Origin of the sequence: Paraburkholderia antibiotica, from assembly GCF_012927125.1 — a bacterium.
Taxonomy (GTDB): domain Bacteria; phylum Pseudomonadota; class Gammaproteobacteria; order Burkholderiales; family Burkholderiaceae; genus Paraburkholderia; species Paraburkholderia antibiotica.
This window is the reverse complement of sequence record NZ_JABBFZ010000034.1, coordinates 18903-43057: the sequence shown is the minus strand read 5'-3', so window position 1 is coordinate 43057 and position 24155 is coordinate 18903. Positions and strand designations below refer to the sequence as shown.

20 protein-coding genes, 1 rRNA gene and 1 pseudogene are annotated in these 24155 nt (G+C 63.6%); 15 read left to right on the top strand and 7 right to left on the bottom strand.

What is annotated here, in order from left to right; translation table 11 throughout:
- Positions 1 to 12 precede the first annotated feature (12 nt).
- Positions 13 to 126: ribosomal RNA gene (gene rrf / locus HHL14_RS31255) — 5S ribosomal RNA — on the top strand.
- 131 nt (positions 127 to 257) lie between these two features.
- Here the strand turns inward: rrf and HHL14_RS31250 are convergent.
- Positions 258 to 557 (bottom strand): annotated as a pseudogene (locus tag HHL14_RS31250) (lipocalin family protein); the annotation flags it as partial.
- A gap of 558 nt (positions 558 to 1115) precedes the next feature.
- On the opposite strand from HHL14_RS31250, the gene imuA reads away from it, so the two are divergent.
- From imuA to HHL14_RS31235, 3 genes are read left to right on the top strand one after another with little or no spacing between them, the layout of a single operon-like run.
- A complete protein-coding gene (gene imuA / locus HHL14_RS31245) occupies positions 1116 to 1955 on the top strand; it encodes a translesion DNA synthesis-associated protein ImuA (RefSeq protein ID WP_169501467.1) in 840 nt (279 codons plus the stop codon).
- Positions 1855 to 3624: a Y-family DNA polymerase gene (locus tag HHL14_RS31240; protein WP_169501466.1), complete on the top strand. Its 1770-nt coding sequence runs from the start codon at positions 1855 to 1857 to the stop codon at positions 3622 to 3624. Before imuA ends, HHL14_RS31240 begins: the two co-directional genes overlap by 101 nt.
- A gap of 41 nt (positions 3625 to 3665) precedes the next feature.
- Positions 3666 to 7322, top strand: a complete 3657-nt coding sequence (locus HHL14_RS31235; RefSeq protein ID WP_407945321.1) for an error-prone DNA polymerase — start codon at positions 3666 to 3668, stop codon at positions 7320 to 7322.
- Between the two features lie 48 nt (positions 7323 to 7370).
- On the opposite strand, the gene HHL14_RS31230 is transcribed toward HHL14_RS31235, so the two are convergent.
- Both HHL14_RS31230 and HHL14_RS31225 read right to left on the bottom strand, forming a co-directional pair.
- Positions 7371 to 8288: a dTDP-4-dehydrorhamnose reductase family protein gene (locus HHL14_RS31230; protein WP_169501464.1), complete on the bottom strand. Its 918-nt coding sequence runs from the start codon at positions 8286 to 8288 to the stop codon at positions 7371 to 7373.
- A gap of 13 nt (positions 8289 to 8301) precedes the next feature.
- Entirely contained in the window at positions 8302 to 8541 is a 240-nt protein-coding gene (locus HHL14_RS31225; protein ID WP_169501463.1) for a heavy-metal-associated domain-containing protein, read from the bottom strand.
- A gap of 122 nt (positions 8542 to 8663) precedes the next feature.
- On the opposite strand from HHL14_RS31225, the gene cueR reads away from it, so the two are divergent.
- The 4 genes from cueR (at position 8664) to HHL14_RS31205 (ending at position 11528) form a co-directional block, all read left to right on the top strand.
- Entirely contained in the window at positions 8664 to 9086 is a 423-nt protein-coding gene (gene cueR / locus HHL14_RS31220; protein ID WP_169501462.1) for a Cu(I)-responsive transcriptional regulator, read from the top strand.
- Between the two features lie 304 nt (positions 9087 to 9390).
- Positions 9391 to 9537 (top strand): DUF3563 family protein, encoded by a 147-nt coding sequence (locus HHL14_RS31215; protein WP_169501461.1) that lies wholly within the window; start codon positions 9391 to 9393, stop codon positions 9535 to 9537.
- A 265-nt stretch (positions 9538 to 9802) separates the two neighbouring features.
- Entirely contained in the window at positions 9803 to 10147 is a 345-nt protein-coding gene (locus HHL14_RS31210; protein WP_169501460.1) for a hypothetical protein, read from the top strand.
- Positions 10148 to 10487: 340 nt separating this feature from the next.
- On the top strand, positions 10488 to 11528 hold the full coding sequence (locus tag HHL14_RS31205; protein ID WP_169501459.1) for an ABC transporter substrate-binding protein: 1041 nt from the start codon (positions 10488 to 10490) through the stop codon (positions 11526 to 11528).
- Between the two features lie 243 nt (positions 11529 to 11771).
- Here HHL14_RS31205 and HHL14_RS31200 read toward each other — a convergent pair whose 3' ends face one another.
- Positions 11772 to 12617 (bottom strand): 23S rRNA (adenine(2030)-N(6))-methyltransferase RlmJ, encoded by an 846-nt coding sequence (locus HHL14_RS31200; RefSeq protein ID WP_169501458.1) that lies wholly within the window; start codon positions 12615 to 12617, stop codon positions 11772 to 11774.
- A 149-nt stretch (positions 12618 to 12766) separates the two neighbouring features.
- Positions 12767 to 13738, bottom strand: coding sequence for a potassium channel beta subunit family protein (locus HHL14_RS31195; RefSeq protein ID WP_169501457.1), 972 nt, complete (start codon positions 13736 to 13738; stop codon positions 12767 to 12769).
- Between the two features lie 235 nt (positions 13739 to 13973).
- Here HHL14_RS31195 and HHL14_RS31190 point away from each other — a divergent pair, with 235 nt between their 5' ends.
- A complete protein-coding gene (locus HHL14_RS31190; protein WP_169501456.1) occupies positions 13974 to 14771 on the top strand; it encodes a 3-hydroxybutyrate dehydrogenase in 798 nt (265 codons plus the stop codon).
- Positions 14772 to 14781: 10 nt separating this feature from the next.
- Positions 14782 to 16014: a DUF3734 domain-containing protein gene (locus HHL14_RS31185; RefSeq protein WP_169501455.1), complete on the top strand. Its 1233-nt coding sequence runs from the start codon at positions 14782 to 14784 to the stop codon at positions 16012 to 16014.
- A gap of 164 nt (positions 16015 to 16178) precedes the next feature.
- Here HHL14_RS31185 and HHL14_RS31180 read toward each other — a convergent pair whose 3' ends face one another.
- A complete protein-coding gene (locus HHL14_RS31180) occupies positions 16179 to 17378 on the bottom strand; it encodes an amino acid aminotransferase (RefSeq protein WP_169501454.1) in 1200 nt (399 codons plus the stop codon).
- Between the two features lie 365 nt (positions 17379 to 17743).
- Between HHL14_RS31180 and uvrB the strand changes: the two genes are divergently transcribed.
- The 5 genes from uvrB to HHL14_RS31155 all read left to right on the top strand — a co-directional run bounded on the left by uvrB (position 17744) and on the right by HHL14_RS31155 (position 23537).
- On the top strand, positions 17744 to 19837 hold the full coding sequence (gene uvrB / locus HHL14_RS31175) for an excinuclease ABC subunit UvrB (protein ID WP_169501453.1): 2094 nt from the start codon (positions 17744 to 17746) through the stop codon (positions 19835 to 19837).
- Positions 19838 to 20196: 359 nt separating this feature from the next.
- Positions 20197 to 20745, top strand: a complete 549-nt coding sequence (locus HHL14_RS31170) for an iron transporter (RefSeq protein WP_169501452.1) — start codon at positions 20197 to 20199, stop codon at positions 20743 to 20745.
- 110 nt (positions 20746 to 20855) lie between these two features.
- Entirely contained in the window at positions 20856 to 21188 is a 333-nt protein-coding gene (locus HHL14_RS31165; protein WP_169501451.1) for a cupredoxin domain-containing protein, read from the top strand.
- A gap of 97 nt (positions 21189 to 21285) precedes the next feature.
- Positions 21286 to 22131 carry an FTR1 family iron permease gene (locus HHL14_RS31160; RefSeq protein ID WP_169501450.1) on the top strand — a complete coding sequence of 282 codons (846 nt, stop codon included), beginning with the start codon at positions 21286 to 21288 and terminating at the stop codon, positions 22129 to 22131.
- Positions 22128 to 23537 (top strand): 4Fe-4S binding protein, encoded by a 1410-nt coding sequence (locus tag HHL14_RS31155; RefSeq protein ID WP_169501449.1) that lies wholly within the window; start codon positions 22128 to 22130, stop codon positions 23535 to 23537. Before HHL14_RS31160 ends, HHL14_RS31155 begins: the two co-directional genes overlap by 4 nt.
- Before the next feature lie 310 nt (positions 23538 to 23847).
- On the opposite strand, the gene hemP is transcribed toward HHL14_RS31155, so the two are convergent.
- The gene (hemP, locus tag HHL14_RS31150; protein WP_169501448.1) at positions 23848 to 24120 is read right to left on the bottom strand and encodes a hemin uptake protein HemP; all 273 of its coding nucleotides are present in this window, start codon (positions 24118 to 24120) and stop codon (positions 23848 to 23850) included.
- Positions 24121 to 24155: the final 35 nt, after the last annotated feature.

Here is a 24155-nt window from a genome sequence, read left to right as displayed (position 1 = left end):
CAACAAGTCATGCCTGATGACCATAGCGAGTCGGTCCCACCCCTTCCCATCCCGAACAGGACCGTGAAACGACTCTACGCCGATGATAGTGCGGATTGCCCGTGTGAAAGTAGGTAATCGTCAGGCTCCTCTTCAGTCGAAAACCCCACCCCGAAAAGGTGGGGTTTTTGCGTTTACGGCCGCCATAAAGCGGACGCTGAGCTGGCAATCAGCGCAATGCGCTGCGAAACGTATCAGCTTCAGCGCCACACCTTCCTTTACCGCCCACCGGTCCGCAGCGCGTCCGCGTAGCCCGTCAGTTCCAGATACGCACGTCCCACCTCGGCAGGGCCGCGTTTCACACGCACCGCGCCTTCCCAGTACACCGCCCCCGTCGATTCCCGCGAGTCGAGTTCCTGATCGTCCATCAGCGGATCGAGTTGCCACGTCAGCGCGCCGGTCCTGAGCGTCATCGATACCGGATACGATGCGCCCGTGCGCGGTGAGCGCCACGTGCGATCCGCTGTGAAATCGACCCGATCCGGGCTGAAGTTCGTGACTTGTCTATCAGATTCGCGAAGCGTCTTCTTTATTCATCCGCATACGCAGTGTTGATTCATCTCGAGCTTCTTTAAGCATCCCATCGGATGTTGACGCGAAATTCCCTAGGCCCCCGTGACGTAAGTTCAAGCACTGAAGCTACGCGATAAATCATTGTCAGCTCGCACGAAGAGCCAACCGAATCATCCGCAGGCCTGTCGGAGCAAATAAAGTACGTCGGACTTTCGATGGCTCGTAGCAAAGCGTCGCCATTAATCATTAGTAAAACTGATTATTTTCAAGCTGCCGAACTCGGTAGAGCTTCAGCTTGAGGTCGCTGGCGGTTACCTCTTTTCTACGCTTCCATCCTTAACATTCGTCACGAAATACTGTATAAATATACAGTATTAGGGGGTGGCCAAATCCGGCCCTATAAAATTCAATATTGTAGGAATTGGCCGCATATAGCGCCTACTTGGGTGAAAAAGTGGAAATTTTGTCTGCTTTATCGCTTGAGAGGGTGACGCATCCCGCTCAAAGCGGCGAGGCGTCTAATCCCTGCGAAGGCAGGGCATCTCCGCCCAACGAATGTATCTATGGCAGCCGTACTCCAGCTCGCGACGACAACCCTGTCATCGCAATTACAGCGTCAGTTATGGCAAGGCGATGAACTGGCCGGTTCAGACTCGCACGTCATTTCCAGCGGCTATGCCGCACTTGATCGTTTATTGCCGGGGCAGGGCTGGTCGGCAGGGGGACTGACGGAGCTGTTGATCGAACATCCTGGCGTCGGCGAGGTTCGTTTGCTGGCCCATGCGCTCCGTCATCTGACGCAGCAGGTCGGTCGCTACGTCATGCTCGTGGCACCGCCTTATCAGCCCTGTGTCGCCGCGCTCCAGGCTTGGGGGATCGATGTCGGGCGGGTTCTGTGGGTGCGTTCGACCGAGGATCAGGCGCTCTGGGCCGCCACTCAGGCATTGAAGCAGCATGCCGTCGGCGCAGTCCTGGCGTGGTTGCCGAGTGCGCGCGCCGACAAGATTCGGCGTCTGCAGGTGGCCGCTCAGGAGTCAACAGCGCTGGCCTTCCTGATCCGTCCTATGGAGACGGCTTCGCAATCTTCGCCAGCACCGTTGCGAATGATCTGCGAGCCGCACCTGCCGGCCAACGCGGAGAAGATCAATCGTCGCGAGTGGTTGACGGAGGTGGGGGTGTCGATCGATATCTTCAAACGCCGCGGACCACCGCTGGCCCAGCCGCTTCGTCTCGTGTTGCCGTTACGGAGCGTCATGTTGCCGGAAAAGGAGGGCACCAGTCGTCAATGCGCAGAGGTCAAACATGTTGTGGATCGCAGTCACCTTACCGCTGTTGCCGCTGGAAGCGGTGAAACCGTTCGTACTGTGTCCGGATGGTTCGTCCGCGAAACCGAATCCGTCTAGATCGCCCGACAGCGCAAGCCAGTCCCAGGCCATCGCGAATTCCAGCGCGCGTAGCTGTTATGCCCTCGCCGATCACGCGCACGTCCTGATGCCCGATCTTGCCGCCTTGCGCGAAGGTGTGCGGGTGGGGCACTCGCGCTCGTATGCATTCGCGCTGGCGCCGGGCTTGACGCTGCTGAGCGCCGATGCCGCTCGCGAAACCCAGGCGTTCGAAGCGATCGCATTGTCCTTGCTCAGCTACACGCCCAAGGTGTCGCTTGCCGAGGCGCACACGCTGCTGCTCGAAGTCGGTTCCGGCCTGCGTCTGTTTGGCGGCTTGCGCGCGCTGCTATCGCGCGTGTCGGCGACGGTGGCGGAGTTCGGCTATACGGCGCGTATCGCCTGCGCGCCGACTGCCTGGGGAGCGTGGCTATTGGCGCAGGCGCGTGCGTGCCGGCAGGGGCGTCGCTGGCATGTGGTCAAGGAGGCATCGCTCGCACGCGTGCTCGATAGCCTGTCCGTCGCGTTGCTGCCGCTCGAGCCGACGCAGCGCGACGCGTTCTCGCACGTCGGCTGCGCGACGCTCGCCGATGTGCGCGGCTTGCCGCGTGCAGGCATCGTGCGTCGCTTCGGTGGCGGCATTCTGGATCTGCTCGCCCAGGCGTACGGCACGTTGGCCGACCCCCGCGAATCGTTTTGCGCGCCGGCGTCGTTTCATGCGCAGTTGGAGTTGCCGTCGCGGGTCGATAACGCCGATGCGCTTCTCTTCGCCGCGCGTCGCCTGATCGCGCAACTGGCCGGCTGGCTGAGCGCGCATCATGCAGCGCTCAGCAGCTATACGTTGCTGCTCGAGCACGAACTGGCGTCGCGTCATGCGGCGAAGACGTCGAGTCTGAAGGTCGCGTGGGCGGTTCCTTCGCGCGACGCCGAGCATCTGATCTGGTTGTTGCGCGAAAAGCTGAACCAGACGACGCTGGCGGCGCCGGTCATCGAATTGAAGCTGGTGGCGGATCAGATCGTCGATTATGCGGGGCAGGCCGACACGCTGTTCCCGATGCCCGAATCGGATGGCGATTCGCTCGCGCGGCTGCTCGAACGCCTGAGCGCACGGCTGGGAGCGGAGAACGTGCTGCAGATGTCGCCGCAGGAGGATCATCGTCCAGAGCGGGCCATGCGCGTGGAGGCCTATCAGGCGCAGGCGTTTTCGCGCAGACAGCGTGTGTCCGCGAAGGATCGCGTCAAGCCCAGGGCGGACAAAACCTGGCTGACCGACGAGCTGCGCAAGGCCGCAGAGGAAGAGGCGTGGGAAGGCGGCGAAACGTCAGCGCAAGCCGTCGTGACAACGTCGGTTGCAGACGTATCGGCCGACGCAGCGAATGCCGTCGTGTCGCCGCCATCCGATCACAACGCCCAGGCTTCGCTCGATCTCCCCGACAGCGCGTTGCCGGCGCAGCCGCGTCCGCTGTGGCTGCTCGAGCGGCCGCTGCGGCTGATGGTGCGAGATCAGCGGCCGATCTATCGCCGGCCGCTGAAAATGCTCACACGCACCGAACGGATCGAGGCGGGCTGGTGGGACGGCAATCTCGTTGAACGGGATTACTACATCGCGGCCGACGATCGCGGTCGCATGTTCTGGGTGTATCGCGAGCGCATCAAGGGCGAGTGGTATTTGCAGGGCCTGTTTGGTTGAGCGCGATGATGAGTTCCGCACCGTCCGTCCCTTCGCAGTCGATGCCCACCGGTCAGCTTCCAGCGTATGCGGAGCTGCATTGTCTGAGCAATTTTTCGTTTCTGCGCGGCGCCTCGCATCCGGACGAACTGGTCGCGCAGGCTATGGCGCTCGGCTATAGCGCGCTGGCGATTACCGACGAATGTTCGCTGGCGGGCGTCGTGCGCGCTCACACGGCGGTCAGGGAAATCGCGGAGGAGCGGGAGGAGCGCGAGAAGAAAGCGCAGAAGCAGGCGCAGCAGGCCGCGGCATCTTCGCAGCAAGAGGCTGGCAACGTGACGCTCTCGCCAGAAGAGGGCGCAACCGAGGCAGCCGGAGAGTCCACAGAAGCGCACGCAGAAGCACACATAGAAGCACACGCAGAAGACAACAAAACCACCACCAACCCCATCCCCCACCTGATTATCGGCAGCGAATTCCATCTGACCGATGCCGACGGCCAGCCTTTCTGCACGCTGGTCGCGCTCGCGACCAATCGCAACGGCTACGGCAATCTTTCCGAGCTGATCACGCTCGCGCGCTCGCGCGCGGACAAAGGCAGCTATCGCATCGGTCCGGACGATTTCACCGCTTCGCTGCCGCATCTCGAACATCTGCAAGGCTTGCCGGATTGCGTGCTGCTGCTCGTGCCGCAACGCTCGGCGACGCTGTCGCACACGCTGCGCTGTGCGCATTGGCTCGCGTCGTTTGCGGCGCCGCGCGCGTGGCTCGCGCTCGAACTCTGGCAAACCGGCAGCGACGATCTGCAGCTCGACGCGTTGCGGATGATTTCGCAGGCAAGCGGTCTGCCGCTCGTCGCAGCGGGTGGCGTGCTGATGCATGCGCGCTCGCGCAAGCGTCTGCAGGACACCTTGACCGCGATCGGCCGCGGCACGCCGCTGTCGGATTGCGGTTACGCGCTCGAAGCCAATGCGGAGCGGCATCTGCGCACGCGCGTGCGGCTCGGCAAGCTGTATCCGCGCGAGGCGCTCGAAGAAACGCTGCGCGTCGCCGCGCTGTGCCGCTTCTCGCTTGCCGAGCTGCAATACGAATATCCGGAAGAGCTGGTGCCCGCCGGCGAATCGCCGTCGAGCTATCTGCGCAAGCTGGTGATGGCCGGCGCGATGGAGCGCTGGCCGCACGGTATCGACCTGAAGCGGATCCGGCAGATCGAGAAGGAGCTGGGCCTGATCGCCGATCTGAAATACGAAAAGTATTTTCTGACCGTGCACGACATCGTGAGCTTCGCGCGCTCCCGCAATATTTTGTGCCAGGGGCGGGGCTCGGCGGCGAATTCGGTCGTGTGCTATTGCCTGCACGTGACGGAAATCGATCCGGTCAATATGAACATGCTGATCGAGCGTTTCATCTCGCGCGCGCGCAACGAGCCGCCCGATATCGACGTCGACTTCGAGCATCAGCGGCGCGAGGAGGTGATCCAGTACATCTACGCGAAGTACGGCCGCCATCGCGCGGCGCTGACGGCATCGCTGATCACCTACCGTTCGCGCAGCGCGCTGAAGGACGTCGGCAAGGCGCTGGGTCTCGAAGCGTCGCTGATCGAGCGGCTCAGCAAGTCGCAGCAGTGGTGGGACGGCCCCGACGCGGTGGCCGCCTATCTGGCCGAGGCCGGCTTCGACGCGAACTCGCACATCACGCAGAACCTGATCCTGCTCACGAAGGAGTTGCGCAATTTTCCGCGGCATCTGTCGCAGCACGTCGGCGGCTTCGTGATCGCGAAAGACCGGCTGTCGCGACTCGTGCCGATCGAGAACGCGTCGATGAAAGACCGCAGCGTGATCGAGTGGGACAAGGACGATATCGATGCGCTGAAGCTGCTGAAAGTCGACGTGCTTGCGCTCGGCATGCTGTCGGCGATCCGGCGCTCGCTCGAATTCGTCGCGCTGCGACGCGGTTTTCCGCGCTTCAGGGTGCAGGACGTTCCCCGCGAGGATCGCGCCGTCTACGAGATGTGCGGCCATGCCGATACGATCGGCGTGTTCCAGATCGAGTCGCGCGCGCAGCAGAGCATGCTGCCGCGTCTGAAGCCGCGCGAGTATTACGATCTTGTGATCGAAGTGGCGATCGTGCGACCCGGGCCGATTCAGGGCGGCATGGTGCATCCGTATCTGCGTCGCAAGCAGGGGCTCGAACCGGTCGATTACGCGAAAGACGAATTGCGCCCGGTGCTCTCGCGCACGCTCGGCGTGCCGATCTTCCAGGAGCAGGTGATGCATCTGGCGATGGTCGCGGCGGAATACACGGCCGAGCAGGCCGACAAACTCCGGCGCGCGATGGCCGCATGGCGACGCAGCGGCAACCTTGCGAAGTATCAGAAGGACCTGACCGAGCGCATGCTCAGGCGTGGCTACGAGCAGGCGTTTATCGACCGCATCTGCCAGCAGATCGAAGGCTTCGGCGAATACGGTTTTCCGGAGAGCCACGCCGCGAGTTTCGCGTTGCTCGTCTATCTGAGCGCGTGGTTGAAGCGCTACGAGCCGGCCGCTTTTCTGGCGGGGCTGCTAAACAGTCAGCCGCTGGGTTTTTATTCGCCGTCGCAACTCGTGCAGGACGCGCGGCGTCACGGCGTCAAGGTCCTGCCGCCGGATGTGACGCTAAGCGATTGGGAGTCGGGTTTCGAGCAGCGCGATGCCGAAGGGCAGCGTATCGATGCGGACGCGACCCGTTTGCATCGACAGTACGCGGTGCGATCCGCGCAGCAACTGCGCAACCTGGCCGCGCCGCATCTGAAGGCGAGCCGGACGATCCGACGCGCGGCGCGGCGGCTGAACGCGCGCGTGTTCCAGCCGTTCGGCACCTACGGTGCGCGCGGCCCCGCGGTGCGTATCGGCCTGCATCTGATCAAGGGCCTCGTGCGGGAGGCCGCTGAACGGATCGTGATCGCCAGGCGTGACGCGCCGTTTGTCGACGTCGACGATCTCGCGCGCCGCGCGGCGTTGACGCGGCGCGACCTCGAAGCGCTCGCCGCGGCGAACGCGCTGGCCAGCATCGCCGGTCATCGGCGCGAGGCGTGGTGGGCGGTGACCGCGCAGCACACGGTGCCGAAGCTGTTGCGCGATGCACCGATCGCGGAGGCGTCGCTGGCATTGCCGCGGGCCAGCGAGCAGCGCGAGATCGTCGACGATTACGCGAGCCTCGGTCTGACGCTCAATCGTCATCCGCTTGCGCTGCTGCGCTCGCGTCTCGCGCAACAGCGTTTTCGCACCGCGGCCGAACTCGCGACGTGCCGCCACGGCACCCTCGCGCGCGCGTGCGGCATCGTGACCGTGCGGCAGCGGCCGGGCACCGCGAACGGCACCATCTTCGTGTCGATCGAGGACGAAACCGGCTCGGTCAACGTGATCGTCTGGCCGTCGCTGGTGGAAAAGCAGCGCAAGGCGTTGCTGGGGGCGTCGCTGCTCGCGGTCTATGGCGTCGTGCAGCGCGACGATGGCGTGACGACCGGCGCTCGCGATACCGGCGACACGACTCGCGCGAAGGACGCGGACCGGCGCGGTAACGGAGACGAAGAGAGGGGTGAAGACGGAGGCAGCGGCGCGGCAAACGCGCAAAGCCGGCGCCCCCAGCAGGGCGAGGTGGTGCATCTCGTCGCCCATCGGCTCGTGGACTACAGCGAATGGCTCGGTGAGCTGGCCACGGCGAGCCGCGATTTCCATTGATCGAAACCGGCCGCGGACAGACCCGGCGGCTCTCTCAATGGGTGTCGTTCAACTCGCGTCGCCGTGCCACGGAAACGCGTCCAGCACCTGCCGGATCGCGGTATCGAACGGCGTGCGCCGGCCGATGCCCAACGTCTCGAGACGGCTCGACGCCAGATGACAGTTGTGCGGGCGCGGCGTCGCATCCGTCGGCGTGTGTTGCGGCGTCAGATGCGCGTCGAGCCGCAGCGCTTCGGCGAGACGCACGGCGATCTCGTACTTGCTCATCGGTTCGTCGCCCGACCATTGCACGATGCCCGTGATCGTTTCGCCGCGCGCATGCCGCTCGAGCATTTGCCGGATCACGAACGCGACGTCGGGCGTGAAGGTGGGATAACGGATCGCCCACGCGTCCATCGTGGCGGGCTGGCCGTTCGGCGCGGCCGACGCGGCGATCGCCGGCACGAGACTCGTCACCGCCGACTCCGACCAGCCGACGATCGGCCCATACAGCAACGGCAGACGCAGCACGCAGCCGCAATCGGTGGCGTCAGCCAGCGCGCGCTCGCCTTCGAGCTTGCTGCGACCGTACGCGTTGAGTGGCGCGGGCGTGCTGTCGTGTCGATAGGGCGGGTGGCTGCCGTCGAACACGTAGTCGGTGGAGATCGACAGTGTCCACGCGCCGCGCCGGTTTGCCGCCGCGGCGATCGTGCGCACCGCGTCGACGTTCAGCGCGCGGGCCAGTGCCGGATCGTGCTCGCAGACATCGGGACGGCGCTCCGCCGCCGCGATCACGACGGCGTGCGGCGCGCTTTGCTCGATGAAGCGCTCGACCGCCACGGCGTCGCGAATATCCAGCGCGACCGTCTGCGGCGACGGCCGGCTGAACGCCGTGGCGACGACCTGCCAGCCGGCTTGCCGGGTCAGTTCGTCGACGAGCGCGCGACCCAGCATCCCGGAGCCGCCAATGACCGCAACCTTGAACATGATCGGAGTCCGTTCAGCGCGGGGCCGTGGCAGTGGAGGTAACCGCCGACGTGACCGTAGACGTAACTGTGTAACCGGCCTCGTCGATCGCGGCCTTCAGCGCCTCGATCGGCTGGACCGATTCCACCACCACGCGGCCGGCCGCGAGGTCCACCTGAACCTGCGCGGCGGCGTCGTGCTCGCGGATCGCGTTCGTGACGGCGGCGACACAGTGCTGGCAACTCATGCCTTCGACATGGAGTTCGATTGTCATTGCGGATACCTCGGCGAATCGGAATGTAGATAGTCGAATTATGCCTGCCGATCCGCACGAATGTGGCTGACCTTCCCATCGTGGGAAGGTGTACGATCGATTCAAATCCTGGGGGAACAGTCATGAATATTGGTGAAGCGGCCCGCGCGTCGGGCGTCACGGCAAAAATGATCCGCTACTACGAAAGCGTCGGCCTGCTGACGGCCAAGGCGCGCACGAGTGCCGGCTATCGCGTATACGGGCCGCAGGAAGTGCACTCGCTGCGTTTTATCCGCCAGGCGCGCCGGCTCGGCTTTCTGGTCGAGGATATTCGCCGGCTGCTCGCGCTCTGGCACGATCGCTCGCGCGCAAGCGCCGAGGTGAAGCGGATTGCGCTGGAGCATGTGGCCGAACTCGATCGCCGGATTGCCGAGTTGACCGACATGCGCGACACCCTCGCGCACCTCGCCGACCACTGCCAGGGCAACGATCGGCCCGATTGTCCGATCATCGAGCGGCTGGCCGATACCGATCTGGTTTCGGGACAAGGCTGTCATCCTCTCTGAACGGCTGCGTAGCAAGACGAGGTGCAACCCAAATCGCATGTCTAGCGCAACAGGTCGAATTTTGCACCATAAATGTGCGTAAAAATTAGGGGCGCGATGAGTTGCCTCGACAATGTCAAAAGAATTTCAATCGAATCAGCGGCTTTCACGCACCGTTTTAGTGCCTTATTCCAAAACGGAATGTGCGTCATGCGGGCATTTCACTGTTCAGGTTGCACCATCCGGCTATAATTCGGGTTAACCCTTTTACGGGAAATCCCTGATGTCGATCACCGGGGATTCGATCTGATCCTTGGAGAACATCATGTTTGCATTCCTTCTTGAAAAGCTGAGCACCTGGTTTGAAACGGCTGAACGTGACCGCCGTGAAGCGTATCTGGCATCGTCGTCGGATATCGTCCAACTGGAACAGCGTATCCGCTCGCTCGAAACCAACGGCTACTCGCTGTAAGTTTTCGCTTCAGTTTGACCCGGCAGCGCACGTTGTCGCGCAGCCATCGCAGTATCGAAGTCGCATCCCAAGCCCCGTCAAAGCGGGGCTTTGTCGTATCTGGAGGCCGGAAATTCCGCGATTTTCCGCGTTTTGGCAGCAGTGGCGTCAAAAAGCTGGTCATGGCGAATCTCAGCTAGCTTCGCAACGTGGGGCGAGGTAAGGTGGGCCGTTCTTCGCAGAAGACGGTAACTGATAACTAGCGCGATAACTCACGAGGCCGCCCATGTCTTCCGTCCGTTCGCTCCAGACTTTCCAGTTTGCGCTGGCCGCGGCCGTCGTCGCGGTGCCGATGTTCTGCGCGATGCCCGAAGCGCTTGCTCAATCCGACAATGGCCGTCGCCCGGTGATTCTCGACACGCTGGGCGGCATCAACAACGGTCAGAGCGGTTCCGTGCTGTTGAACTCTCCGGCCTCGCCGCAGCCGATCGTCGCTGCGCCGCCGATTGCGGCACCCGTCGAATTGCCGCAGGAGTCGCCGCCGGTCGTGGTCGCGCCGTATATCCAGTTACCGGCGGGTGGCGGCGTGCCGCCGCGTCCGAGGCCCAGGCCGACACCGCTTCCGCAGTGAGCAGGGCGAGCCGCCGGAAGGTCGACGGCGACGTCCATCTCTGGTCCATTTTCTTTGCATTAGGCGGCGAAGCGCGCTGGACGTTGTGTTCCGCGCGTCGCCTTGTTTCGCATCGCTTTCCTGTCCGGCATGTCTGCGCGTGGGTTGCCGCGCAGCGTCGTTCCATCTTCCGCGCGCTTTGCCTCATCGTTTCGCTGAAGCCGGATCGTTCCGCCGACGCATTGGGGTTTGGGCGCATGGCGTCCGCGAAACCGTCCGACGACAATCGTTTCGCGCTCTGCCGCCCAAGATCCGCGCGCAGGGACAGCGCCTCTCGATCGAAAAACAAGGAGACGTCGACATGCCGATTCACTGGATGCAGCGTGCCACGCGCGCCTGCGTAGCGCTGCTTGCGCTTGCTGTGCTGCCCGGCGCCGCGAGCGCGAAGGACACGCCCGAAAAGCCGACGCTGACGATGGCCGTCGGCGGCTTGCCCGGTCTTTACTATCTGCCGGTGCTGACCGCGCAGCAGCTCGGCTATTTCAAGGACGAAGGCCTGAACGTCACGCTTGAGGATTTCGCGGGCGGCTCGAAAGCGCTCGAAGCGGTGGTGGGCGGCAGCGCCGACGTCGGCGCGGGCGCGTTCGAGCACACGCTGTTCATGCAGGCGAAGGGGCAGCATTATCGAGCGTTCGCGCTGATGGGACGCGCGCCGCAGATCGTCATCGGCGTGGTGAAGGCCAAGGCGGATCAGATCAAATCGCTCGCCGACTTCAAGGGCGCGAAGGTCGGCGTGAGCGCGCCGGGATCGTCGACGGATCTCGTGCTCACCGTGGCGTTGCGCAAGGCCGGCGTGCAGCGCAGCGACATCTCGGCGATCGGCGTGGGCAGCGGCGCGACCGTGCTGGCCGCGGTCGGCAGCGGGCAGATCGATGCGCTGTCCAACGTCGATCCGATGATGACCAAGCTCACGCGCAGCGGCGCGATCAAGGTGCTGGTCGATACGCGCACGGTGAAGGGCACGCGGGAAGTGTTCGGCGGCACGATGCCCGCGGCGACGCTGTACGCGCCGGAGACGTTCATCCAGAAAAATCCGAAGACGACGCAGGCGCTGGCCAATGCAATCGTGCGCGCGAATCACTGGCTGCAGACCGCGAGCGACGCCGACTTGCTGAAGATGGTGCCGCAGGCCTATCTGCTGGGCGACCCGGCGCTTTATCTGGAAGCATTCCACAACGTGCGCGACGCGTATTCGCCGGATGGCCTGATGCCCGCGGACGGTCCGGAGACGTCGCTGCGCGCGCTGTCGTCGTTCGATACGCGGCTCGATCCGAAGAAGATCGATCTGGGCGCGACCTATACCAACGACTTCGCGACCCGGGCGGCTGCGCAGTTGAAGTGAGTGCGGAGAGGAGTCGGTTGCGCATGAGGCCGCCGGTAGTCGGCGGTATGCGCAGCCTCAACGGGAACGGCGAGCTGGCGTGACGTGGATAAGTGCGGCACCGCATCCGGCGTGCGTGGCGGACCCGCAAGCACGAACCCGTCACACCTCGTCACCGAGCGCCTGGTTGCGCGTTTGGCGGTGCGGCTGGTGCTACAGCTGCTATAGCTGGAACGCGTCTAACGGCGCATCCAGCCACCCTGCTCAATTGCCGCGATACTCGACCTTGAACGTCGCGGCCTTGTCCTCGCCGAGCGTCTTCACGAGCCACGGCATCTGCTCCTTCAGCATTTTCGCGAGCGTGTACGGCGGGTTCAGGACGAACATGCCGCTGCCGAACAACCCGTAGCCGTCCTCGGGCGGATTGCTGACCGTCAGACTGACGTGCAGCCAGTTGTCTTTCTGCAGTTGCTTGAGCTGGTCGGGGAAGCGTTGCGACTCGGGGCGCTTCACCTGCGGATACCAGACCGCGTACGTGCCGGTCGGAAAACGCTTCAGGCTTTCCTCGACACAACGCAGCGTGCGCGTGTAATCGCGCTTGTCCTCATAGGACGGATCGAGCAGCACCAGCGCACGACGCGGCGCCGGCGGCAGCAGCGCGAGAATGCCGTCGAAGCCGTCGCCCGCGTACAGCATCGCGCGACGGCCCGCGTCGCGGAAATTGTGGCGCAGCACATCGATTTCGGTGCTGTGCAGTTCGAACAGACGCATGCGATCCTGCGCGCGCAACTGCCGCCACGCGAGATACGGCGAGCCCGGATAGAAACGCAACTGGCCATCGGCATTGAGCGCGCTGACTTCGTCGACATAGTCCGCGAACAGCGGCGGCAGATCGTTGCGCCCCCACAGTTTCGCGATGCCCGTTTCGAATTCGCCGGTCTTGGTCGCGTAGCCTTCCTTCAGCGAATAAACGCCGGCGCCCGCGTGCGTGTCGATATACCAGTAGGCTTTGTCCTTCTGGCCGAGGTAGCTTAGGAGCTGCAACACGACGGCGTGTTTCAGAACGTCGGCATGATTGCCGGCATGAAAGGCGTGGCGGTAGCTGAGCATGATGAGAAGACGCTGAAAGAGCGCAAGCCGATACGAAGATACGAAAAGGAATCAGCAGGAACCGGCGGAAGCCGGCGGCGCGCGGTCGCGTATTGTACGCGACCGCGCGGGCGCGACGACTCGTTCTCCCGTCGGCCCGGCTGCCGCACTCACTCGTGAGCGTCGCCGATGATCTCCTCGATGCGCGCCTTGAGCTCCGGCGTGATGCGCGTGGCGACCTCGGCCGACCGCATGTTTTCGCCGATCTGCTCGACCCGCGACGCGCCCGTGATCACCGTGCTGACATGCGGATTCTTCAGAATCCACGCGATCGCGAGCTGGCCGACCGTGCAGCCGAGTTCGTCGGCGATCGTGCCCAACTGGCCGACCACGTTGTTCCGCGTCGGATCGGTGAGATGCTGGCGCAGCCAGTCGTAGCCCTGCAATTGCGCGCGGCTGTCGGCGGGTACGCCGTCGCGATATTTGCCGGTGAGCAGGCCGGACGCGAGCGGACTCCACGTGGTCAGGCCGAGGCCGATGTCTTCGTAGAGCCGCTTGTATTCCTGTTCGACGCGTTTGCGGTGGAACAGGTTGTATTGCGGCTGCTCCATCACCGGTTTATGCAGATGATGCCGCTCGGCGATTTCGTAGGCGGCGCGGATTTCGTCGGCGCTCCATTCGGAGGTGCCCCAGTACAGCGCCTTGCCGCGCGCGATCATATCGCTCATTGCCCAGACCGTTTCCTCGATCGGCGTGTTCGGGTCGGGACGATGACAGAACACGAGATCGACATAATCGAGTTGCAGACGCTTGAGCGAGTGATCGATCGCGTTCAGCAGGTATTTGCGGTTGAGCGTGTGATACTGGTTCGGCGCTTCGTTGAGCCCCCAGAAGAACTTCGTCGACACCACGTAGCTCACGCGCGGCCACGCGAGTTCTTTCAGCGCCTGGCCCATGATTTCTTCGGATTTGCCGCTCGCGTAGACCTCGGCGTTGTCGAAGAAATTGACGCCGGCGTCGCGCGCTGCGGCCAGCGATTCGCGCGCGGCGCGATGATCGACCTGGTTGCCGTACGTGACCCACGAGCCGATGGACAACTCGCTGACTTGCAGGCCGGAGCGGCCCAGACGTCGATAGTTCATGCATGTCTCCTTGTAGGTGATGCCACGGAAATCGATCCGGAATCCGGCCCGAAAGCATCCAGTTTAAAGAGATGCGGGCCGATGTGCGTTTTACCTATGCCGGTCACAGGGTTCATGCACAATAGCAACGTTGGCCGCCGCGTTGTATCCGTCGAACGGTCTATGCCGTTTGGCCGACTTCACGTCGCGCGTGGTCTTGTGGTCTCATTACTCATCAACTGCATGGAGGTTCTGGATGTCGTCTACGAACACGAATCTGAACGGCAAGGTTGCCGTGGTCACTGGCGCCGCGAGCGGCATTGGCAAGCAGATTGCGTTGACTCTTTCCGCGGCGGGTGCCGCGGTCGCGATTGCCGACCTGAACCAGGACGGCGCGAACGCCGTGGCTGAAGAAATCCGCAAGGGCGGCGGCAAGGCGATCGGCGTGGCGATGGACGTAACGAACGAAGATGCCGTCAACCAGGGTATCGACAAGGTCGCGGCGGAATTCGGTTCGATCGATATTCTCATCTCCAACGCCGGCATCCAGATCGTCAATCCGATCGAAAACTACTCGTTTGCGGATTGGAAGAAAATGCAGGCGATTCACGTGGACGGCGCGTTCCTGACCACCAAGGCAGCGCTCCAGCACATGTACAAGGACGATCGCGGCGGCATCGTGATCTACATGGGTTCGGTTCACTCGCATGAAGCCTCGCCGCTGAAATCCGCTTACGTGGCGGCCAAGCATGCGCTGCTCGGTCTCGCTCGCGTGCTCGCGAAGGAAGGCGCGAAGCACAACGTGCGCTCACATGTGGTCTGCCCGGGCTTCGTGCGTACGCCGCTCGTCGACAAGCAGATTCCGGAGCAGGCCAAGGAACTCGGCATCAGCGAAGAGGACGTGATCAAGCGCGTGATGCTGGGCGGCACGGTCGACGGTATTTTCACGACGGTCGAAGACGTCGCGCAGACGGTGCTGTTCCTGTCCACTTTCCCGACGGCGGCGCTGACCGGTCAGTCGTTCATCGTGAGCCACGGCTGGTACATGCAATAAGGAGCTGCCCATGGCGCAACGCAATCCCAAGCGGGCGCGCGTGGGCGTGTCCGGCGACGGGGAGGGTGCCGGGCCGGCGCCGTCCACCCAGTCGAGCCGGCATCCCCAGTTGCCCAACTACGAAACCGTCGCGCTGATGCTGCAAGGCGGCGGCGCGCTGGGTGCCTACCAGGCCGGCGTCTTTCAGGGGCTTCACGAGGCCGGCATCGAGCCGAACTGGCTGGCGGGCATTTCGATCGGCGCACTGAACACGGCGATCATCGCGGGCAATCCGCCGGAGAAGCGCGTCGAGCGTCTGCTGCAGTTCTGGGAGACGATTTGCCAGCCGGCGTTCGGACCGCCGTTGCCGGCTTTCATCGAGCACGCGCTGTTCAATTCCAGTGAAGCGGTGCGCAAAGCCTTTACGGCGACGCAGGCCATGAGCGCGATCGTCGAAGGGCAAAAGGGCTTTTTCGTGCCGCGTTTTCCGCCGCCGTTGCCCACGGTGTCCGGACCGCCGCAAATGGCCAGCTACTACGACACCACGCCGCTGAAGGCCACGCTCGAGTCGCTGTGCGATTTCGACCGGATCAACTCGGGCGAAATGCGTGTGTCGGTGGGCGCGGTCAATTGCGGCACCGGCAATTTTGCGTACTTCGACAATACGCACACCACGCTGCGGCCCGAGCATTTCATGGCATCGGGCGCGTTGCCGCCGGGCTTCGCGGCGGTCGAGATCGACGGTCAGTTCTACTGGGACGGCGGCTTGATGTCGAATACGCCGCTCTACGAGGTGATCCAGTCCACGCCGCGGCGCGACACGCTCGCGTTCCAGGTCGATCTGTGGAGCGCGATCGGGCCGGTGCCGGACAACATCACCGACGTGCAGGGGCGCATGAAGGACATCCAGTATTCGAGCCGCACCCGTCTCGTGACCGACATGCTGCAACGCTCGCAGCGGTTCCGGCATGTGCTGCGCGAAGTGCTGGACCGCGTGCCCGTCGATCAGCGCGACGACCCGTGGTGCAAGATGGCCGAGGATCTGTCATGTTCGAAGCGCTACAACGTGATCCATCTGATCTACCGGCACAAGGAGTACGAAGGGCACTACAAGGACTTCCAGTTCGGCCTGTCGACGATGCGCGAGCATTGGCAAAGCGGTCTGGAGGACATCCGTCGTTCGCTCGAGCAGCCCGACTGGCTCGAGATGCCGGATAACGAAGCGGGTTTCGTCACGCACGATATTCATCGCGATTCACGCTGAATCAGGTCCGTTCGAATCCGCTTCGGTCGTACGCTCAGGCAATAAGACCCAGGCAACAAAAAACGGCGCCCCTTCCACAAGAAGGAGCGCCGTTTCTACAGGCGTTTGCAGCATCGAACCATCTGCTGCACTGCGCGGCATAAAATCCGCGCCGCCGATATACCTTACTTCAGCACCTGAGCAATCGCGCTAGCCACGACGTCGAGGTTGCGCGTGTTCAGCGCGGCCACGCAGATCCGGCCCGTGCTCACCGCATAGATGCCGAACTCTTCGCGCAGACGGTCCACTTGCGGTGCCGTCAGACCCGAGTACGAGAACATGCCGCGCTGTGCGTTCACGAAGCCGAAATCGCGACCCACGCCGTTCGCCTTCAGACGCTCGACCAGACCATTGCGCATCGCGCGGATGCGGTCGCGCATTTCGCCGAGTTCCGCTTCCCACGTCGCACGCAGTTCCGGCGACGCGAGCACGGCCGCGACGACCGAGCCGCCGTGCGTCGGCGGGTTCGAGTAGTTGGTGCGGATCACGCGCTTCAGTTGCGACAGCACGCGCGCCGATTCTTCCTTGCTGGCGGTGATGATCGACAGCGCGCCGACGCGCTCGCCGTACAGCGAGAACGACTTCGAGAACGACGACGAAATGAACGCATTCAGTTCGGCTGCGGCGAACAGACGCACGGCTGCCGCGTCCGCTTCGATGCTGTCGCCGAAACCCTGGTAGGCGATGTCGAGGAACGGCACGAGATTGCGCGCCTTCACGACTTCGACCACCTGCTTCCACTGCTCGACGCTCAGGTCGACGCCGGTCGGGTTGTGGCAGCACGCGTGCAGCACGACGATCGTGCCGGCCGGGTAGCTGTTCAGCGTGCTCAGCATGCCGTCGAAGTTCACGCCGTGCGTCTGCGCGTCGTAGTACGGATACGACTCGACGGTGAAGCCCGCGCCTTCGAACAGCGCGCGGTGGTTTTCCCAGCTTGGGTCGCTGATCGCGACCTTGGCGGTCGGATTCATGCGCTTCAGGAAGTCCGCGCCGATCTTCAGCGCGCCCGTGCCGCCCAGCGCCTGAGCCGTGACGACGCGGCCGGCCGCGATCAGCGGCGAGTCGTTGCCGAGCAGCAGCTTTTGCACGGAGGCGTCGTAAGCGGCGATGCCTTCAATCGGCAGGTAGCCGCGCGGCAGTGCAGCTTCGACGCGGGCCTTTTCCGCATCACGCACGGCGCGCAGCAGCGGAATCTTGCCTTCTTCATTGAAGTACACGCCAACACCGAGGTTGACCTTGGTGGCGCGCGTATCGGCGTTGAAAGCTTCGTTCAGGCCCAGAATCGGGTCGCGGGGAGCAAGTTCGACGGCGGAGAACAGAGACATGGTGGGTGGGCAGCAGTAGTGAAAAGAGGGCGGCTTCGCATGCGGGCGGCGCGGCCATGGACGTCGGCGGCGGTCCAACGGGCCGGCGCGAGGCCGGCGAAACGCAAAAAACGGCGACGGCCTGGCGGCAGCGGCGTGCGAGCGCAACTTCGCATTGTAACGAATCCGGACACTTTTTTCGGACGACGAGACGGGCAAAGGGCAATTATTTGCTTGAAAAACAGGCACTCCGGGGCCATGTGCGAGGCACCGGAATTCGCGTAGCCCCGCCCGCCGGGGCCTTCGATCCTACGCAAGCCCGCTCGATCTCCGCTTCCCGCAACCCGTTAGAATGGTTCTTTGCCCAAGGCCCGGTGCCGTCTCTCATGTCCGAACACCATCTGACTGAAGCCGACGATACGCTCGACGAATCGAAATTCGTCTCGTTCGAAGGCTCGCCGTTCAAGCTCTACCAGCCGTATCCGCCCGCCGGCGACCAGCCCACGGCCATCGACACGCTCGTCGAAGGCGTCGAAGACGGGCTGTCGTTCCAGACGCTGCTCGGCGTGACCGGGTCCGGCAAGACCTTCACGATGGCCAACACGATCGCGCGCCTCGGCCGCCCAGCGATCGTGTTCGCGCCGAACAAGACGCTCGCCGCGCAGCTCTATTCGGAGTTCCGCGAGTTCTTCCCGCGCAATGCGGTCGAGTACTTCGTGTCGTACTACGACTACTACCAGCCGGAAGCGTACGTGCCGCAACGGGATCTGTTCATCGAGAAAGACTCGTCGATCAACGAGCATATCGAGCAGATGCGGCTGTCGGCGACCAAGAGCCTGATGGAGCGGCGCGACGTGGTGATCGTCGCGACCGTGTCGGCGATTTACGGTATCGGCAATCCGTCCGAATATCATCAGATGATTCTGACGCTGCGTACTGGCGACCGGCTCGGCCAGCGCGACGTCATCGCGCGGCTGATCGCGATGCAGTACAACCGCAACGAGGCCGACTTCCAGCGCGGCTCGTTCCGCGTGCGCGGCGACACGATCGATATCTTCCCGGCCGAGCACGCTGAAATGGCGGTGCGCGTCGAGCTGTTCGACGACGAAGTCGAAACGCTGCAACTGTTCGATCCACTCACCGGCCGCGTGCGGCAGAAAATTCCGCGCTTCACCGTGTATCCGTCGTCGCACTACGTGACGCCGCGCGACACCGTGCTGCGCGCGGTCGAAACCATCAAGGCCGAGTTGCGCGAGCGGCTCGAGTTTTTCTATAGCGACGGCAAGCTCGTCGAGGCGCAGCGGCTCGAACAGCGCACCCGCTTCGACCTCGAAATGCTGCAGGAGCTCGGTTTCTGCAAGGGCATCGAAAACTACTCGCGGCACTTTTCGGGCGCGGCGCCCGGCGAGCCGCCGCCGACGCTCGTCGACTACCTGCCGCCCGACGCGATCATGATGCTCGACGAATCGCACGTGCTGATCGGCCAGCTGAACGGCATGTACAACGGCGACCGCGCGCGTAAGGAAAACCTCGTCGACTATGGCTTCCGGCTGCCGTCGGCGCTCGACAACCGGCCGCTCAAATTCAACGAGTTCGAGCGCAAGATGCGCCAGGTCGTGTTCGTCTCGGCGACGCCGGCCGATTACGAGAAGAAGACCGCGGGGCAGGTCGCCGAACAGCTGGTGCGCCCGACCGGCCTCGTCGACCCGGAGATCGAGGTGCGACCCGCGCGCACCCAGGTCGATGACGTGCTCGCCGAGATCAACGACCGCGTCAAGGCCGGCGACCGCGTGCTGGTCACGGTGCTGACCAAGCGGATGGCCGAGCAGCTCACCGAATTCCTGGCCGATCACGGCATCAAGGTGCGCTATCTGCACAGCGACATCGACACGGTGGAGCGCGTCGAAATCATCCGCGATCTGCGTCTTGGCGCGTTCGACGTGCTGGTCGGTATCAATCTGCTGCGCGAGGGGCTCGATATTCCGGAGGTGTCGCTCGTCGCGATTCTCGATGCGGACAAGGAGGGCTTCCTGCGCGCCGAGCGCTCACTGATCCAGACCATCGGCCGGGCGGCGCGTAACGTGAACGGCAAGGCGATCCTGTACGCGGACAAGATCACGGATTCGATGCGTCGCGCGATCGACGAAACCGAGCGCCGTCGTGCGAAGCAGATCGCGTTCAACGAGGCGAACGGCATCGTGCCGCGCGGGGTCGTGAAGCGGATCCGCGACATCATCGACGGCGTGTACAACGTCGACGAAGCGCGCGCCGAACTGAAGGAGCAGCAGACCCGCGCGAAGTTCGAGGACATGTCCGAGAAGCAGCTCGCCAAGGAAATCAAGCGGCTCGAAAAGCAGATGATGGAGCACGCGAAGAATCTCGAGTTCGAAAAGGCCGCACAGACACGCGACCAGTTGGCCTTGCTGCGTCAGCGCGTATTCGGCGCGAACGTCGGCGACCATATTTCGGGCGTCGAATAACCCACCTGGCGAACGCGGCTCCCGCCGCGTCTTCCTGTCATACGTCGTTCCGGACCGGGGCGCGGCCATGCGCCGCGCCTTGCAAGCGCGGCCGGCGCTTAAGCTCCCGCTTGAGTCGCCGGGCGGGCTCAGAGCCGCCGATTCCGTCCCCGTTTCCACCCGCGCACACGGCCTTCCTTAAGCAAGCCTTAAGACCCTGATGGCACAAGGCCTGGCGTGCTTCCCTGTTTGTTCTCCCTGGCGATCGATGATAAACTCGACCAATATTGAGAATGGTTCGCATTTAAATTTACATCTGGCTTGCGCGGCGCACTGTTCCAATGAGTTCGATTCCAGTCTGATAAAAACAAGGAGTTTCAATGCGGATTTCTTCAATTGTGCGGGGCGGTGCAGCCGCTGTGGCCGCCGTCGCGGCGCTGTCGGCCTCGGCAGCCGAGTATCCGATCGGCAAGCAGCAGATCCAGGGCGGCATGGAAATCGGCGCGGTCTACCTGCAGCCGATCACGATGGAACCCGAAGGCATGATGCGCAAGGCTTCGGACTCGGACATCCACCTCGAAGCGGACATCCACGCCGTCAAGAACAATCCGACCGGTTTCGCCGAAGGCGACTGGATGCCGTATCTGCAGGTGCGCTACGAACTGACGAAGGCCGGCTCGAACCAGCCGCAGAAGGGCGACCTGATGGCGATGGTCGCCAACGATGGCCCGCACTACGGCGATAACGTCAAGCTGCAAGGTCCGGGCAAGTACCACCTGAAGCTGATCGTCGAACCGCCGATGCAGACGGGTCACATGGCGTTCGGCCGCCACGTCGACAAGGAAACCGGCGTGGGTCCGTGGTTCAAGCCGTTCACGCTCGAATACGACTTCACCTTCGCCGGCATCGGCAAGAAGGGTGGGTATTAAGCGGTGCAGCGAGCGATGCGGCTAATACCGCATCGATGAATGCAGCAGACGGCGCGCGGACGTGCGGGGTGATACCTGGCGTCGGCGCGTCGCGTTTTCCGGAAAGGCTAATGGGAATCAACCGAAAGATCGCGATGTTCGCCGCCACGTTGTTGCTGGCGGGCGTGGCTCAGGCAGCCGACCTGCCGACCTTCCAGCTGGAAATGAAAGACGGCACGCTCAACCCGGCCCGGATCGAAGTGCCGGCGGGGCAGCGGATCAAGATCGAAGTGCGCAACACCGGCAAGGGCGCGGCCGAATTCGAAAGCGTGCAGTTGCGTAAAGAGAAGGTTCTGGCGCCGGGCGCCGAGTCGTTCGTCGTGATTGCGCCGTTGCAGCCGGGCGAATACAAGTTTTTCGACGATTTTCACCAGCAGGCGCAGGGCGTGATCGTCGCGAAGTAGGCAGTGGCCCCGAACGCGAGCGCGTCGCCCGAGGCGAGCGCTGCCGTTCGCATGGGCAACGGATGCGGGCAGTAGAAGGATCGAAGGGAGAGCTTGAATGGGTCAGATTCTGTTCATCGTGTGGCGGGAAAGTGTCGAGGCGCTGCTGGTCGTCGGCATCCTGTACGCGTGGTTGAAAAATGGCGACGCCGACGCGCGCCGCGGTTTGCCGTATCTGTGGGGCGGCGTGGCGGCCGGCATTATCGCGGCGATCGCGCTCGGCGCGGCGCTGGTCGGCTTCACCGAAGTGCTGTCCGGCGACGCGCAGGACTACTTCCAGACCGCGATGGTGCTGATCGCCTGCGTGCTGATCGTGCAGATGGTGCTGTGGATGAAGCAGCACGGCCGCACGCTCAAGCGCGACATGGAACAGTCGCTGCAGAAGAGCCAGCGCGATTCGAACTGGTGGGGCGTCGCGGTGCTGGTCGCGCTGGCGATCGCGCGTGAAGGCAGCGAAACGGTGATCTTCCTGTACGGCCTCGGCTTCGGCCAGTCCGGTCACGTGGACGGCAGCCAGATGCTGGCGGTCGTGATCGGTCTCGCGCTCGCGTTCCTCACGTTCTACGTGCTGCAGCTCGGCGGCAAGATCTTCTCGTGGCGGCTCTTTTTTCGCGTCACCGAAATCATGCTGCTGTTCCTTGGCGCGGGCCTGTTCCAGACCGGCGTCGACAAGCTGATCGACAAGGAAATCCTGCCGACGATCGTCGACCAGCTGTGGAATTCGTCGGCGATTCTCGACGACTCGAGCACCTTCGGTTCGCTCGTCGCAACGCTGACCGGCTATCGCGCGCATCCGGCGCTGATGAACCTGATTGCCTATGCCGTGTACTGGGCGGTCGTCTGGTTGCTGGTGCGTCGCGCGAGTCGTAAGCCGGCGCAGCAGACGGCAGGGCGCGCGGCATGAGCAGCGTGATGGGTCCCCGGCCGGGCCGCCTCGCGGCGGCCGGCCAGTGGATGCAGCGGCATGGCGCGCTGATTCGCGGCATTCAGTGGGTCGTGGTCGCGGTGTACGCGTTCCTGATCATCGTGCCCGCGGTGATGCCGTTGCCGGACGACACCGCGCATCTGTGGAACAACCTGACGCTCGCCGCGCAGTTCGTGTTCTGGGGCATCTGGTGGCCGTTCGTGCTGCTGTCGATGGTGATGCTCGGGCGCGTCTGGTGCGGCGTGCTGTGTCCGGAGGGCGCGCTCGCCGAATTCGCGAGCAAATTCGGCCGCGGCTGGGCGATCCCGCGCTGGATGCGCTGGGGCGGCTGGCCCTTCGTCGCGTTCGGCATTACGACGATCTACGGCCAGATGGTCAGCGTCTACCAGTATCCAAAGGCCGTGCTGCTGGTGCTGGGCGGCTCGACCTTCGCGGCGATCGTGATCGGTCTGCTGTACGGCCGCGAGAAACGTGTCTGGTGTAAATACCTGTGCCCCGTCAACGGGGTTTTTTCGCTTCTGTCGCGGCTCGCGCCGTTTCACTACAAGGTCGATGAAGACGCGTGGCGCCGCTCGTACACGAACGGCGAGCACGGGCATCGCGTGATTCCGATCAACTGCGCGCCGCTCGTGCCGTTGCGCAACATGAAGGGCGCCGCGGACTGCCATATGTGCGGCCGTTGTAGCGGCCACCGAGACGCGATTGCGCTGACGTGGCGCAAGCCGTCGACGGAAGTCGTACAGCTGGGCGACAAGCAGGCGAACCCGTGGGACACCGCGCTGATCCTGTACGGTCTGCTCGGCATTGCGATCGGCGCGTTCCACTGGACCGCGTCGCGCTGGTTCATCGATCTGAAGATGTTCGCGGCGACGTGGCTCGTCGATCACGACATCACGTGGCCGCTCGACACCAACGCGCCGTGGTTTCTGTTCACGCATTACCCCGAGCAGAACGACGTGTTCTCGTGGCTCGACGGCTCGCTGCTGATCGGCTACATCCTCGCGACGGCGCTCGTCTACGGCACCGCGCTGCTGCTGTTGCTGATCGGCGCGACGCGCATGCTCGGGCGCTTTAACGCGACGCGGCTGCATCATCTGACGCAAGGGCTGATTCCGATCGCCGGCGCGGGCGTGTTCCTCGGCCTGTCCGCGACGACGCTGTCGCTGCTGCGCGCCGAGCACGTGCCGCTGTGGTGGGCGTCGGATCTGCGCATCGCGATTCTGGTGGTGGCCAGTGCGTGGAGCGCGTGGCTCGCGTGGCTCGTCACGCGTCGCTACAGCGAGCGCTTCGTGCCGCGTGCGCTGACGATGCTGTGGTTCGTCGCGGCGCTCGCGGTCGTCAATAGCGCGTGGTGGCTGATGTTCTGGGGCTGGGCGTCGAAGTAAGCTGCTGTCTTCCGTGGTGCTATTGGCTCACGCCGGAGCAACCAGCAGAAACCAATAAAAAAGCCGTGGGATGTTGCCATCCCACGGCTTTTTCTTTTCCTTCTTCAATCTGTTTTCAGCGATTCGCGCCGTTGCGCGCATCCGCTTTCGGTGAGAACCAAAAAAGTGGCCTGGCTTGCTGCGACGGCTGGCTTGGTGTCTGCACGAAGGGGTCTATTTCTCGCGTGCAAGCCGTCGTGGCTGGCTAATGCCTAACACCTCTCTGGGAGGTGGTCCCCACAATACCCGGTACTAACTTCATGTTGCGTCGTTACTTGGTCAGGATCAGCTTGCCGAGGCGCGTTGCCCGCAACTGATACGTCTCGCCGTTATGCACGATGCTGATGTGACTATGGCCTTGCAGCAGCGCGTCGCTGCGCACGACCCGTTCCGATGTCGCGCCCGAGTCGCCGGTACGCTCCGCGGCGGGTTTGGCCGCGGGTTTGTCGACGGATCCGCCCGTGGTCGACGATTTCGGGCGGCTGGTCAGCGCGGCCGCGGGGCGGCGCAAGCTGAGCGTAGAGGAGCGAGTGAGATCGGTCATTCGTTTTAGCTTGTTCGTCGATTCGATGGAATGAT